Genomic DNA, 13,661 nt, shown 5'->3' with positions numbered 1-13,661 from the left:
GTGTTCCTCCTTGGACGTCGGGCAGGGCAGGGACGGGCGCGGGCGGTCCGGCGGGCCGAACAGGGCGGGGCCGAGCAGGAGCGGGCCGAGCAGGAGTGGGCCGAGCAGGAGTGGGCCGTGCACGAGGCCGTCGAGGTCGAGCGGGCCCAGCAGGGCTGGGCTGAGCAGGGCTGGGCCGAGCAGGGCCGGGCCGAGGAGGAATGGGCCGAGGAGGAATGGGCCCCGCACGAGCGGGCGGAAGTCGAGCGGGCCGAACAGGAGTGGGCCGAAAAGGAGTCGGCCCCGCACCAGCGGGCCGAAGACGAGTGGGTCCGCACGAGCCCGCCGGGCGGCAGCCGCCCCGCCGCGCCCCGCCGGACCACGACGAACGTGACGACCGGCGGACCGGAGGCGTCGCGGGCGGCGTGCCCGGGATGGAAAGGGCCTTCGTCGACGTCGCCGGGCGGCAGGTCATCGGCCGGCGCCGGCCAGTGAGGCGAGGGCCGTGAGCGGGTCCCGGGCCGGCCCGGGACCGCAGGGGTGCAGGGTGTGTCCGAGTCCTTCGAGCACATGGACGCGGACCGTGAGCGGGCGCGGCCCGACGAGGTGGCGGGCCGACCAGTCGGCGTACACGCCCGGGTCGAGGACGGCGGGCGGCGCGCTCACCTCGGTGACGTAGCCGAGCAGGTCGCCCGCGCCGTAGACCAGGTCGACGGAGCCCACCCGGGAGGCGATGAACGTGTCCTCCTCGACGACGGTGCCCACGAGCAGCACCACCCGCTCGGCCCGGACGGGCGTCCCGGCGGCGAGCAGCCGCAGCAGGGCCTGTCCGCCGAGCGAGAAGCCGATCAGGGTGAGCGGGACCGTCATGAGATGCCCGTTCCCTTCGAGGAGTTGGACGAGCCGGTCGGCCCGCGCCCGCTGGTCCTCCTCGGTCATCGGGCGGTTGGCGTCCCGGGCCGGCATGTCGCACTCCAGGACCTGCGCACCGGTGCCGACCAGACGGTGGGTCAGCTCGCGGAGCAGCCGGTCGTCGCGGCCGTCACCGCCGAGTACGGAGACGGTTTCGGGCCCCGCGAGCAGCACGGTGGCGTTCGCGGGGCCCGCCGGAAAGGAGCGCCGGGCGCGGTACGCCGTACCGCCCGGGTCGGTGCGCCACTTGAGGCGCTGGTGCACGGTCACGCGGTTCACCTGCGGCGGACGGCCCCGGCGAAGTCGCCGACGCGCCGGTGGAAGAGCGCGATCCGTGGCGCGGGCTTCTCCCGGAGCAGTCGCGCGAGTCCGGTGCCGGGGCGCACGGCGGTGGTGGTGCCGCTGATGCTCATGGCGACCTCGTCTCCTTGCGGGATCTCTCCTCGATCGCGCCCTCCCGGTCCGCCGTGGGGCGGACCGGGAGGGAGGCGGCCGTACGCGGACGGGGGACGGTCGCGTACGGCGGCCCCTTCACGGCCCGTCCCTCAGCGGACCGCGAAGCTCGTGCACGGCGGGAGCCGGGTGCGGGGCGGGCGGGTCCGCGGGCGGCAACGGCACACCCGCGGGTCACGCGCCGGCCTCCCGGCGGGGCTCCCGCGTGCCTCAGACCTCGACCTCGATGACCGTGGCCTCGGTGATCCTGGTGGTTTCCACCAGGGTCTCCACGGGGGCGGTGGCCGAGGCGGCGCCGACCGCACTCAGGGTCACGCCGTCCTGGCCCGGCTCCAGATGGATACGGATGACCTTCTTCTCCTCGGGCATGGTGTGTTCCCTTTCGTCTCATCGCGGGGCGGCGCCTTGCACACCGCCTGGGCGGGGGCCCACTCACGTCGTCGGGAGCGGAGCCGGTGGGCGCCCGCCCGTGGTCACCGGACGGGCCGCGCCGTGCGCGACGCGCGCGGGGTGAGCGTCAGGCGTACGGTGCGCCGCCGGCGCTCGCGTCAGCAGCGGCCGGCGCGCTGCTTGGTGCCGGCCGACGTCGGCCGCCTGCCGGGTACGGGAGCACACGACCTCCCGTCAGGAGGAGGCCCGGCACGCCCCCGTCGGCGACTCCCGGCACACACCGGCCTCCTGGCCACTGAAGTCAACGTGCGTTGAACTCACTGCGTGATGAACTCTACGGGCCGTGAATAACCTTGGCAAGGCTCCGGCGCGCCCGGGCCGGCGATCGGTACGCGGCCCGCGCGCCTGTGGTGCGCACGGCGGTACGAATGTCAGGCTGGACCCATGGAGATCCCCTTCCTGGACAAGTGGCGCAAGAGGCGTGGCTCCGCCGACGGTGTCGCGGTGTTCCCCGAGGGAGGCGACGGCCCGGCGGGCTACGCCGAACTCCTCGCGGAATGCGAGCTGCTGCGCTCCCTGGCGCAGCGGGAGGGGGTCCCGCTCGACGACACCGCCGCCTCGCTGGAGGCGCTCGACCAACTGGTGCCGCGCTGGCGCGACGACGAGGAACTGCTGCCCTGGCTGGGCAACGACGCGGGTCTGTATCTCGGCACCGTCGTCGTGCGCACCGTGCCCGGCGCCGCCTGGCGCATCCTGTCCGACGGCCGCCCGGTGGTCCGGCTGGCCTCGGGCCGCGAGATCGACGTCGTCTCCGACGGCCAGGCCTGGGCCGCCAGCGGAGTCCCCGAGCTGTCGCAGGTGTACGCCGAGGTCGCGGAGTTCTGAAGCCCCGGTTCGGCCCGCGTCCCCACCCGTGTCCGGCTCGCTGTCCCGACCAACTGTTCCGACCAGCTGTTCCGACCTGCGTTCCGACCGGTGCCCCGGCCCGCGGCTCAGGTACGGCTCATGCCCGAGGAGCGCTGCCCGGCCGCTGTGTTGGCAGGGGACCGCGGCCCCGGCGGGAACCCGCCCACGATGACCCCCGAGCGGACGTCGACTACGATGTGCCGTTCGTCCGGGTCGTGGAGACGGCAGTTCGCAGAGCCCCACCCGCCCGGCCGCGGCCGGAGATCACTGCTCGCGCGGCGGAATGGACCTGTACCACGGGTCGTTCGCCGGTGAGGAGAAGGTCAGCCGTGCGCCGGACGGGTTGTGCTCGCGGCGGAGCGCGTCGCCCGTGCCGGCGGCCGGTCCGGCCGCGGTGGCCTCAGGACGCGCGGTGCGAGGTCCGGGAGGCGGGCGCCTGCGCCGGCGGCGGCGCCTGGGCCGCCCGCGTCACGTCGGCGACCAGCTCCACCACGTCGGGGCCGTACGCCTGCGAGTTGACGACCTTCAGCAGCAGCACGAAGGAGTTGCTTCCGTACTTGCGGGAGAGCCGCTCGTGGTGGCGGGCGAGATAGCGGGTGGCGGCCTGGTTGGTGATCGCGCGCTGTCCGCAGAACAGGAACACGGGCCGGCTCTGCCGGGGCTCGCCCACCGTGAGCCGGGCCAGCAGGACGTACTCGGTGACGCCCGCGTCCATGCGGTAGCGCTCGCCACCGACCTGGAACGCGCCCCGGTCGGGTCCCGGTTCGGGATCGACGTTGACGCGCACTCCGGGCAGCATCGCCGCCATGTGGGCCGTCATACGCCGGTTGGAGCCCGGGCCGCCCACGCAGAACTCGGTGCGCTCACCGAAGCCCTGGTGGACCGCGTCCTGCGTGACCACCTGGATACGGGCGCCGCACTCCTTGATGAGCGCGGACAACTCCAGCAGCGCGAACACGTCGAAGCGGTGAACCGCCGGTTCCGCGGTGGCCGGGTCGCGGTTGACGACGAGGAGGGACTCCGAGTTCTCCGGCAGGCCGAAGAAGGCCTGCTTGCGCCGCAGCCTGCGCTTCCACAGATAGGTGCGGGTCACCCAGCCGAGCGCGGCACTGATACCGGCCGCGACCACGCCCAGGACGATGTTGCGCACGTCGTCGTTCATGGGCGCGCATGCTAGCGGTCGAACACGGCCGGGACGTACCCGTGTTCGACGTGTGGCAGTCGTATGACAGTGCACGACAGTGCCCGTAAGGGGGCTGTCGGGGCCCTCGCGATGTGGTTACGCTGCGCGGACGGTCCCGGACTGGAGGTATGGATGCGTCGCCCTGTCGCGCGGAAACTGTCGGTCCTGGCGGTATCGGCCGCCGTGGTCTCGGTGGGGGCCGCGGCGCCACCCGCCCCCGCGAGCACGGCCGTCGAGAAGGTCCCCGTCGCCGTCGGTCACGGCGGTGCCGTCGCCAGCGTCGACGCGGACGCCTCCGCGGCCGGCATCGAGGTACTGAGGAAGGGCGGCAACGCGGTCGACGCGGCCGTCGCCACCGCCGCCGCCCTCGGCGTCACCGAGCCCTACTCCTCCGGCATCGGCGGCGGCGGCTACTTCGTCTACTACGACGCCAAGTCCCGTACGGTGCGGACGATCGACGGCCGCGAGACCGCCCCGCTGACCGCCGACACCGACCTCTTCCTCGAGAACGGCAAGCCCCTCGCCTTCGCCGACGCCGTCAGCAGCGGCCTCGGCGTCGGCACCCCTGGCACGCCCGCCACCTGGGCGACGGCGCTCGACAAGTGGGGCAGCAGGAAGCTCGGCACGGTCCTCAAGCCCGCCGAGCGCCTCGCCCGCGACGGCTTCACCGTCGACGCCACCTTCCGCAGCCAGACCGCCGCGAACGAGACCCGCTTCCGCTACTTCCCGGACACCGCCGAGCTGTTCCTGCCCGGCGGCCGGCTCCCCGTGGTCGGCTCCACCTTCAAGAACCCGGATCTCGCCCGCACCTACGCGGAGCTGGGGAAGAAGGGCGTCGGCGCGCTCTACCGCGGGGCCATCGGCGACGACGTCGTCGACACGGTCAACGACCCGCCCGTGGACCCGGCCTCGGGCTGGAACGCCCGCCCCGGCAAGCTGTCGGAGAAGGACCTCGCGGCCTACCGCGCCAAGCTCCAGGCGCCCACCAGGACGTCGTACCGCGGCCTCGGCGTCTACTCCATCGCGCCCTCCTCCTCCGGCGGCACCACCGTCGGTGAGGCGCTCAACATCCTGGAGCGCACGGACCTTTCGAAGGCGAGCGAGGTGCAGTACCTGCACCGCTTCATCGAGGCCAGCCGCATCGCGTTCGCCGACCGCGGGCGCTGGGTCGGCGACCCCGCCTTCGAGGACGTACCGACGAAGGAACTGCTGTCGCAGAAGTACGCCGACTCGCGGGCCTGCCTGATCAAGGACGACGCGGTGCTCACCAGCCCGGTGGCACCCGGCGACCCGCGCGACCCGGCGGCCTGCGACCCGGGCGGCACGGCGGCGCCCACGACGTACGAGGGCGAGAACACCACGCATCTGACGGTGGCCGACAAGTGGGGGAACGTCGTCTCCTACACGCTCACCATCGAGCAGACCGGCGGCAGCGGCATCACCGTCCCCGGGCGCGGCTTCCTGCTCAACAACGAGCTGACGGACTTCTCCTTCGCCCCCGCCAACCCGGCCGTCCACGACCCGAACCTGCCGGGCCCCGGCAAGCGGCCCCGGTCGTCGATCTCGCCGACGATCGTCCTCGACCGGCACGACAAGCCGGTGGTGGCGCTCGGTTCGCCCGGCGGTGCGACCATCATCACCACCGTGCTCCAGACCCTCACCGAGTTCCTCGACCGGGGCCTGCCGCTCGTCGACGCCATCGCCGCGCCGCGCGCCAGCCAGCGCAACGCCGCACAGACCGAACTCGAACCGGGCCTGTACGGCAGCGAGGTGGCGCGGCGGCTCGAGGCCATCGGGCACTCGTTCAGGCTGAACCCCGAGATCGGCGCGGCCACCGGCGTGCAGCGGCTGCCGGACGGCAGGTGGCTCGCGGCCGCCGAGACCGTACGGCGGGGCGGCGGATCGGCGCAGGTGGTGTACCCGGCCTCATAGCTCGGGGGCGGGGACGGGCGGCCGCGTGCGGAACGCGAGCCGCCCGTCCTCCACGTCCACCGTCACCCGGTCGCCCTCCTTCACCCGGCCGTCGAGCAGGAGCCGCGACATCCGGTTGTCGACCTCGCGCTGGATGGTGCGGCGCAGCGGACGGGCGCCGTACTCGGGCTCGTAGCCGCGCTCGGCGAGCCAGTCGACGGCCGCGCCGGTGAACTCGACCGCGATGCCCTGGGAGTGCACCAGGCGGCGGGTCTTCTCCAGCAACAGGTCGGTGATCTGCCGCAGTTGCTCACCGGTGAGCTGGCGGAAGACGACGATCTCGTCGATGCGGTTGAGGAACTCCGGCCGGAAGTGCTCGCGCAGCGGCCGCAGGATCTGCTCGCGCCGCGCCTCCTCGTCGGCCTCGGCCCCGCCCGGACCGAAGCCGATGCCGGCACCGCGCCGGGTGATCGCCTCCGAGCCCAGGTTGCTGGTCATCACGATGACCGTGTTGGTGAAGTCGACCGTGCGGCCCTGCGCGTCGGTCAGCCGCCCGTCGTCGAGCACCTGGAGCAGGATGTTGAAGACGTCCGGGTGCGCCTTCTCCACCTCGTCGAGCAGGAGCAGCGAGTACGGGTGCCGGCGCACCACCTCGGTGAGCTGGCCGGCCTCCTCGTGGCCGACGTAACCGGGCGGGGCGCCGATCAGGCGGCTGACGGTGTGCCGCTCCTGGTACTCGCTCATGTCGAGGCGGACCATCCGCTCCTCGCTGCCGAACAGCGCCTCGGCGAGCGCCCGGGCCAGTTCCGTCTTGCCGACGCCGGTCGGGCCGAGGAAGAGGAAGCTGCCGATCGGCCGGTCGGGGCTCGCCAGTCCGGCGCGGGAGCGCAGCACCGCGTCCGCGACGACCCGCACGGCCTCGTCCTGGCCGACGACCCGCTCGTGCAGATGCTCCTCCAGGCCGAGCAGCCGGTCCTTCTCCTCCTGGGTGAGGCTCGCGACGGGGATGCCGGTCTGCCGGGACACCACCTCCGCGATGGCCTCGGCGGTGACCTCCAGATGCTGTCCCTCGTCGGCCTCGTCGCCGCCCGCCGCGGCCGCGATCCGTTCCCTCAGCTCGACGATGCGGTCCCGCAGCTGGGTGGCCTGCTCGTACTGCTCGTCCGCGACCGCCTGGTCCTTGTCGCGGGCGAGCTGCTCGACCTCGCGCTCCATGGCCCGTACGTCCGTGCCCTTGGTGCGGGCGCCGAGGCGCACCCGGGCGCCGGCCTGGTCGATCAGGTCGATGGCCTTGTCCGGCAGCCGCCGGTCGGTGAGATACCGGTCGGACAGCTCCACGGCCGCCACCAGCGCCTCGTCGGTGTAGCGGACCTGGTGGTGGGCCTCGTAGCGGTCGCGCAGCCCGCGCAGGATCTCGAGCGCGTCCGCGACGGACGGCTCGGGCACCAGGATCGGCTGGAACCGGCGCGCCAGCGCCGCGTCCTTCTCGATCCGCCGGAACTCCTCCAGCGTCGTCGCGCCCACGATGTGCAGCTCGCCGCGGGCCAGTGGCGGCTTGAGGATGTTGCCCGCGTCCATCGACCCGCCCTCGCCGCCTCCGCCGGCGCCGACGACGGTGTGCAGCTCGTCGATGAAGACGATCAGCCGGTCGGAGTTCGTGCGGATCTCGTCGACGATGTTGTTCAGGCGTTCCTCGAAGTCGCCCCGGTAGCGGGTGCCGGCCACCACGCCGGTCAGGTCCAGCGCGACGACCCGCCGCCCGGAGAGGATGTCCGGGACGTCGCCGTCCGCGATGCGCTGCGCGAGCCCCTCCACGATGGCGGTCTTGCCGACGCCCGCGTCACCGATCAGTACCGGGTTGTTCTTGCCGCGCCGGGAGAGCACCTCGATGGTCTGCTCGATCTCGTCGTCGCGGCCGATCACCGGGTCGATCCGGCCCTGGCCGGCCAGGGCGGTCAGATCGCGGCCGTACTTGTCCAGCGTGGGCGTGGCGGCGGGCCAGGGCCGCTCCGGGCGCGCCTGCGTGTGCGTGGCGTCCGGGGCTTCGGCCGGGCCGCCCGCGGGCGCGAAACGGGCCGCGTTGAGGATGTGGCCCGCCGCGGAGTCCGGGTTCGCCGCGAGGGCGCTCAGCACGTGCTCCGGGCCGATGTAGCCGGCGCCCCGCGAACGGGCCAGCTCGTGGGCGTCCAGCAGGGCCCGCTTGGCGGCCGGCGTGAGGGACAGCGAGGTGGGCGGCGGCGCCTCGCCCGGCGGGTGCTGGGCCGGGCCCGAGCGCTCGTCGATCTCCGTCGCGAGGGAGTCGGGGTCCGCGCCGGCCCGGCTGAGCAGACTGCGGGTCGGCTCCGCCGCGAGGGCCGCGCGCAGCAGGTGCTCGGTGTCCAGGTCACGGCTGCCGTGCTCGGCGGCGTACTGGGCCGCGCCGCGCACCAGGTCCCGGGCCGGCTGGCTGAGGAGCTGGCCGATGTTGATCTGGCGGGGGCCGGGGCGGGGCCCGCCGAAGAAGCGGGCCAGGAATTCACCGAAGGGGTCGTTGTAACCCTCCGGGCTGGTGAAGCCGCTGGTCATGGCGTTCCGTTCCATCGACTGCACTGCCGGTGCGGACGGGTGCCCATGCCGTGCGGCGCTACACCTGGGAGGTGGGTGCGGGCACCGTGACCACCTTGTCACGTTCGTGGGGGAGCGGCATGTTGTGGTGGTTTTGTGTTCATTCGGGGGTGCGGGTGGTGGGTGGTTGCTCGCGCGGTCCTCAGCGTCCCCGAGACCCGTCGCCCCCACGCCTCTCCGTCAGGATCCGCGGTCCGCTGTCCGTGATCGCCACCGTGTGTTCCGCGTGGGCCGCCCGGGAGCCGTCGTTCGTCCTGAGGGTCCAGCCGTCGGGGGCGGCGTGGTAGTCGTCCCCGCCGCCGGCGATCAGCATCGGCTCGATCGCCAGGACCATGCCGTGGCGCAGGGGGAGACCCCGGCCGGGGCGGCCCTCGTTGGGGACCCCGGGGTCCTCGTGCATGCGGCGGCCCACGCCGTGGCCGCCGAAGCCCTCCGGGATGCCGTAGCCGGCCGCCCGGCAGACCGTGCCGACGGCGTGGGCGATGTCGCCGACGCGGTTGCCCACGACGGCCGCCTCGATACCGGCCGCGAGGGCGCGCTCGGCGGTCTCGATCAGGCGGAGGTCCGCCGGGCGCGGCCTGCCCACGGTGAAGCTGATCGCGGAGTCGCCGACCCAGCCGTCCAGCTGCGCGCCGCAGTCGATCGAGACCAGGTCGCCGTCGCGCAGCCGGTAGCGGGTGGGGATGCCGTGCACGATCGCGTCGTTCACGGACGCGCAGATCACCGCCGGGAAGGCGGTCGGGGCGAAGGAGGGGCGGTAGCCGAGGAAGGGCGAGGTCGCGCCCGCCGCGCGCAGGACGCCGTGCGCCAGCTCGTCCAGCTCCAGCAGGGAAACCCCCACGTCGGCGGCGTCCCGGACGGCCGTGAGGGCCCGGGCGACCACCTGGCCGGCCTCGTACATGGCGTCGATCGATGTGTCCGTCTTCAGTTCCACCATGCCAATTACTATACCGGTATTAGAATGACGGCATGGTGCGCACCCCGTTGACCCCCGAAGAACGCGAACGCGGCGAGCGGCTCGGCAGACTGCTCCGCGAGGCCCGTGGCGGCCGGAGCATGACCGAGGTCGCGGCGAGCGCGGGCATCTCCGCCGAGACCCTCCGCAAGATCGAGACCGGCCGGGCCCCGACCCCCGCCTTCTTCACGGTCGCCGCCCTCGCCCGGGCCCTCGAGCTGTCCATGGATGAACTGGCGGGGCGGTGCGCGCCGGCCGGTGTGTAGGTGCGGGGTGCGGGGCGCCGGGGGTGGCGGAGCCGGGGGCCCGGCGCTCAGTGCGGAAGATCGCGTGATGAGCCCGTCGCGTCCCCTTTGAAAAGTCCCCGTAGCCCCGCTGTAACACGACTGGTGTTTTCTACGAACCGGAGTGTTCCGGTCGGGCGGGAGTTGGGCGATGACTCTGGATCAACTCCCGGCCCAGGTGCGGGAGTTCGCGAACTACCTGGACGGTCTTCTGGCGCGCCTCGACCAGGGCTCCGGCTGGTGCGCGGTGTTCTGGCAGCGCGACCCGGACGGTATGCAGGCCTGCCTCGACGGGCGTGAGGTGCCGCCCTGGGACGTGGTGGAGGCACTGCTCCAGGACTTCGCCGCCGAGTACGGCACCCCGGTCGCCGCCCGGGAGGCGGAACGGGTCCGGCCCCTGCACCTCGCCGCCCTCGTCGCCCACGACGACCGGCCCGGTGGCCGCGACGCCCTCGGGGACCGCCTCGACGTGATGCTCCGCGAACAGCGCTACGCCCTCGAGCGCCAGGCCGAACTGGGCCGGCTGCTCGCCGCCGCGACCTCCCGGGAGGAGGCCGACGCCCTCCGCGTCGACCTCGCCTGGGCCCACGACGACCACGAGCGGGCCACCGCCCGGTGCGCCGAACTCCGCTACCGCATAGCGGAGTCGGACCGGCGGGCGGGAAGCGGACAGGTGCGGGAGACCCAGGCGATCCGGCGGGCCGACGGCGCCCACGCGAGCGCCACGGCGTCCGTGTACGACGACGTCCCGACGGCCCCGTACGACGACGTCGCCGCCCCCGCCGACACCGGCCCCCGGTCCCCGTACGCGCCGCGACGCCCCCGACCCGCGTACACCCCGGAACCCGGCCCCCGAGGCGGGTACTCCCCGGAGCCGGACACCCCCACCGGACCCGCCGCCGCACCGCACACCGGCCCCGCACCCGAGCCGGCCCCCGGCGCCCCCGCCCCCAAACAGCGCAAACGCCGTCGGGGCGGCGCCCGCTTCGCCGGCATGACCGAGGAGGAGACCGCCGCCCCCGTCGTCGTACCGCCCGCCGCCCAGCCCGTGCCGCCCGCGGCCGCGCCCACCACGCGCCGCACCCTGCGCGGTGCCCGCTTCGCGGGGGTCGCCGACGCCGTGGAGGCACGGCCGCAGCAGCGGGCCGAACCGTCGGACGGGGCCGCGCGGCAGGAGACCGCCGAGGCGGTGGCGCGACTGGTGCGGCTGCGCGGCGAGGGGCGCAGCGGCGAGGCGCACGCGCTGCTCGCGGAACTCGCGTACCTGCCCGCCGCCCGCCTCCCGCTGCTCGCCGCCGAACTCCAGCGCGCGGGGCTCACCGCCGACTGGACCACCCTGCTCTGGGAGGCCGCCTCGCTGCCCGCCGACCGGCTCGTCCCCACCGCGGACGCGCTGGCCGAGGCGGGGCGCACGGCCGACGGGGAGCAGATCCTGCGACAGGGCGTCGTGCGGCCGGCCGACGAGATCGGGGAGGCCGTCCGCGCGCTGGTGGCGCAGGGCCGCCACCGCGAGGTCCGGGCGCTGCTCGACGCCTACGTACGGGCCCGCGCCCCCGAGGAGGCGGCCCGCAGCGCCGCGACTGACCCGCGGACCCTCGCCCCGCTGCTGCTGGAGGCCGCCCGGGGAGTGTCGGACGAGCGCCACCGGGACCTGGCGCACGCCCTGCGGGTCGCCGGCCTCACCGGCTGAGCCGTACGCCGCCGGGTACGCCCGTACGCCCGCGACTCACCCACTGGAGTGTGAAACGCGATCGACTCCGCGGGTTGACGACGATGGTCTTGGCAAGCCCGTCCCGGAGGCTTACGTTCGTCCCTCTACGGCCGTCGTCTACAGGCGTAGAGGCTCTGACGTTTCCCGTCGAAGGAGCAGCTCATGGCCAACGTCGTACGTGCCGCTCTGGTCCAGGCCACCTGGACCGGCGACACCGAGTCCATGGTGGCGAAACACGAGGAGCACGCCCGTGCGGCCGCCCGGCAGGGCGCGAAGATCATCGGGTTCCAGGAGGTCTTCAACGCCCCCTACTTCTGCCAGGTCCAGGAGCCGGAGCACTACCGCTGGGCCGAGCCGGTCCCCGACGGGCCGACCGTGCGCCGTATGCGGGAGCTCGCGCGCGAGACGGGCATGGTGGTCGTCGTCCCGGTCTTCGAGATCGAGCAGTCCGGCTTCTACTACAACACCGCGGCCGTGATCGACGCCGACGGCACCTACCTCGGCAAGTACCGCAAGCACCACATCCCGCAGGTCAAGGGCTTCTGGGAGAAGTACTACTTCAAGCCCGGCAACCTCGGCTGGCCGGTCTTCGACACGGCCGTCGGCAAGGTCGGCGTCTACATCTGCTACGACCGCCACTTCCCCGAGGGCTGGCGGCAGCTCGGCCTGAACGGGGCCCAGCTCGTCTACAACCCCTCCGCCACCCACCGCGGCCTCTCCTCCCACCTGTGGCAGCTGGAGCAGCCGGCCGCCGCCGTCGCCAACGAGTACTTCGTCGCCGCGATCAACCGGGTCGGCGTCGAGGAGTACGGGGACAACGACTTCTACGGGACGTCGTACTTCGTCGACCCGCGCGGACAGTTCGTCGGCGGGGTCGCCAGCGACAAGGACGAGGAACTCCTCGTCCGCGACCTCGACTTCGACCTGGTCGAACAGGTACGGCAGACGTGGGCCTTCTACCGCGACCGCCGGCCCGACGCCTACGAAGGGCTGGTGCAGCCGTGAGCAGCGAACTCCACGCCCGCCACCGGAACGTCCTGCCGGACTGGCTCGCCCTCTACTACGACAACCCGCTGGAGATCACCCACGGCGAGGGCCGCCACGTCTGGGACGCCGAGGGCAACAAGTACCTCGACTTCTTCGGCGGCATCCTCACCACGATGACCGCGCACGCGCTGCCCGAGGTGACCAAGGCGGTGAGCGAGCAGGCCGGACGCATCCTCCACTCCTCCACGCTCTACCTCAACCGGCCCATGGTCGAACTCGCCGAGCGGGTCGCCCACGTCAGCGGCATCCCCGACGCCCGCGTCTTCTTCACCACCTCCGGCACCGAGGCCAACGACACGGCTCTGCTGCTCGCGACCGCCCACCGGCGCAGCAACACCGTCCTGGCGATGCGCAACAGCTACCACGGCCGCTCCTTCAGCGCCGTCGGCATCACCGGCAACCGCGGCTGGTCCCCGACCTCCCTGTCCCCGCTGCAGACCCTGTACGTCCACGGCGGCGTGCGCACCCGCGGCCCGTACGCCTCGCTCGGCGACGCCGAGTTCATCGCGGCCTGCGTCGAGGACCTCAAGGACCTCCTCGGCCACACCAGGCCGCCCGCGGCGCTCATCGCCGAGCCGATCCAGGGCGTCGGCGGCTTCACCTCCCCGCCCGACGGACTGTATGCGGCATTCCGTGAGGTGCTGAACGCCTACGGGATCCTGTGGATCGCCGACGAGGTGCAGACCGGCTGGGGCCGCACCGGCGACCACTTCTGGGGCTGGCAGGCGCACGGCGACAACGGCCCGCCGGACATCGTCACCTTCGCCAAGGGCATCGGCAACGGCATGTCCATCGGCGGTGTCATCGCCCGCGCCGAGATCATGAACTGCCTGGACGCCAACAGCATCTCGACCTTCGGCGGCACCCAGATCACCATGGCGGCCGGCCTCGCCAACCTCGCCTACCTGCTGGAACACGACCTCCAGGGCAACGCCCGGCGGGTCGGCGGACTGCTCATCGAGCGGCTGCGGGCCGTCGCCGCCCAGGACCCCGGCGTACGCGAGGTGCGCGGGCGCGGACTGATGATCGGCCTCGAACTCACCCGGCCCGGCACCGACGAGGCCGACCCGGACCGGGCCGCCGCCGTCCTGGAGGCCGCCCGCGCGGACGGCCTGCTGATCGGCAAGGGCGGCGGCCACAGCACCAGCGCCCTGCGCATCGCACCGCCGCTGTCCCTCACCGTCGCGGAGGCCGAGGAGGGCGCCGCGATCCTCGAGAGCGCACTGAGGAGCACCCAGTAGCGACCGGCGGCCGGGCGGGGCGAGCGAGCCGGAGCTCACCGGCCGGCGGCGCCCCGGAGGAGAACCGGGCCACGAAAAAAGGGAA

At 73.6% G+C, this 13,661-nt stretch carries 13 protein-coding genes; 7 read left to right on the top strand and 6 right to left on the bottom strand.

Annotated elements, in window-relative coordinates; all coding sequences use genetic code 11:
- Positions 1-474 (top strand): hypothetical protein, encoded by a 474-nt coding sequence (locus ACF1A1_RS18220; RefSeq protein ID WP_392000920.1) that lies wholly within the window; start codon positions 1-3, stop codon positions 472-474.
- On the opposite strand, the gene ACF1A1_RS18215 is transcribed toward ACF1A1_RS18220, so the two are convergent.
- The 3 genes from ACF1A1_RS18215 to ACF1A1_RS18205 all read right to left on the bottom strand — a co-directional run bounded on the left by ACF1A1_RS18215 (position 451) and on the right by ACF1A1_RS18205 (position 1,713).
- Positions 451-1,161 (bottom strand): hypothetical protein, encoded by a 711-nt coding sequence (locus tag ACF1A1_RS18215; RefSeq protein ID WP_392000919.1) that lies wholly within the window; start codon positions 1,159-1,161, stop codon positions 451-453. The genes ACF1A1_RS18220 and ACF1A1_RS18215 overlap by 24 nt on opposite strands.
- A 5-nt stretch (positions 1,162-1,166) precedes the next feature.
- Entirely contained in the window at positions 1,167-1,304 is a 138-nt protein-coding gene (locus ACF1A1_RS18210) for a hypothetical protein (RefSeq protein WP_392000918.1), read from the bottom strand.
- A 250-nt stretch (positions 1,305-1,554) separates the two neighbouring features.
- Entirely contained in the window at positions 1,555-1,713 is a 159-nt protein-coding gene (locus ACF1A1_RS18205; RefSeq protein ID WP_392000916.1) for a hypothetical protein, read from the bottom strand.
- A gap of 465 nt (positions 1,714-2,178) precedes the next feature.
- Between ACF1A1_RS18205 and ACF1A1_RS18200 the strand changes: the two genes are divergently transcribed.
- Complete coding sequence (locus ACF1A1_RS18200) at positions 2,179-2,619, top strand: DUF6278 family protein (RefSeq protein ID WP_392000915.1); 441 nt, start codon at positions 2,179-2,181, stop codon at positions 2,617-2,619.
- A gap of 421 nt (positions 2,620-3,040) precedes the next feature.
- On the opposite strand, the gene ACF1A1_RS18195 is transcribed toward ACF1A1_RS18200, so the two are convergent.
- A complete protein-coding gene (locus tag ACF1A1_RS18195) occupies positions 3,041-3,802 on the bottom strand; it encodes a hypothetical protein (protein WP_392000914.1) in 762 nt (253 codons plus the stop codon).
- 153 nt (positions 3,803-3,955) lie between these two features.
- Between ACF1A1_RS18195 and ggt the strand changes: the two genes are divergently transcribed.
- A complete protein-coding gene (gene ggt, locus ACF1A1_RS18190) occupies positions 3,956-5,755 on the top strand; it encodes a gamma-glutamyltransferase (protein WP_392000913.1) in 1,800 nt (599 codons plus the stop codon).
- Here the strand turns inward: ggt and ACF1A1_RS18185 are convergent.
- Positions 5,750-8,299 (bottom strand): ATP-dependent Clp protease ATP-binding subunit, encoded by a 2,550-nt coding sequence (locus ACF1A1_RS18185; RefSeq protein ID WP_392000912.1) that lies wholly within the window; start codon positions 8,297-8,299, stop codon positions 5,750-5,752. The two genes, ggt and ACF1A1_RS18185, sit on opposite strands and share 6 nt — an antisense overlap.
- Before the next feature lie 181 nt (positions 8,300-8,480).
- The gene (map, locus tag ACF1A1_RS18180; RefSeq protein WP_392000911.1) at positions 8,481-9,275 is read right to left on the bottom strand and encodes a type I methionyl aminopeptidase; all 795 of its coding nucleotides are present in this window, start codon (positions 9,273-9,275) and stop codon (positions 8,481-8,483) included.
- A gap of 32 nt (positions 9,276-9,307) precedes the next feature.
- On the opposite strand from map, the gene ACF1A1_RS18175 reads away from it, so the two are divergent.
- The 4 genes from ACF1A1_RS18175 to ACF1A1_RS18160 all read left to right on the top strand — a co-directional run bounded on the left by ACF1A1_RS18175 (position 9,308) and on the right by ACF1A1_RS18160 (position 13,576).
- Positions 9,308-9,559: a helix-turn-helix domain-containing protein gene (locus ACF1A1_RS18175; protein WP_392000909.1), complete on the top strand. Its 252-nt coding sequence runs from the start codon at positions 9,308-9,310 to the stop codon at positions 9,557-9,559.
- Between the two features lie 169 nt (positions 9,560-9,728).
- Entirely contained in the window at positions 9,729-11,267 is a 1,539-nt protein-coding gene (locus ACF1A1_RS18170; RefSeq protein ID WP_392000907.1) for a hypothetical protein, read from the top strand.
- Between the two features lie 183 nt (positions 11,268-11,450).
- A complete protein-coding gene (locus tag ACF1A1_RS18165; RefSeq protein WP_392000905.1) occupies positions 11,451-12,293 on the top strand; it encodes a nitrilase-related carbon-nitrogen hydrolase in 843 nt (280 codons plus the stop codon).
- Positions 12,290-13,576 (top strand): aspartate aminotransferase family protein, encoded by a 1,287-nt coding sequence (locus ACF1A1_RS18160; protein ID WP_392000904.1) that lies wholly within the window; start codon positions 12,290-12,292, stop codon positions 13,574-13,576. The genes ACF1A1_RS18165 and ACF1A1_RS18160 overlap by 4 nt, the downstream gene beginning before the upstream one ends.
- The last annotated feature ends 85 nt before the right edge of the window (positions 13,577-13,661 follow it).

Origin of the sequence: Streptomyces sp. NPDC014995, assembly GCF_043080745.1 — a bacterium.
GTDB lineage: Bacteria > Actinomycetota > Actinomycetes > Streptomycetales > Streptomycetaceae > Streptomyces.
The sequence above is the reverse complement of the archived record's forward strand: the minus strand, read 5'-3'. Positions and strand labels throughout refer to the sequence as shown.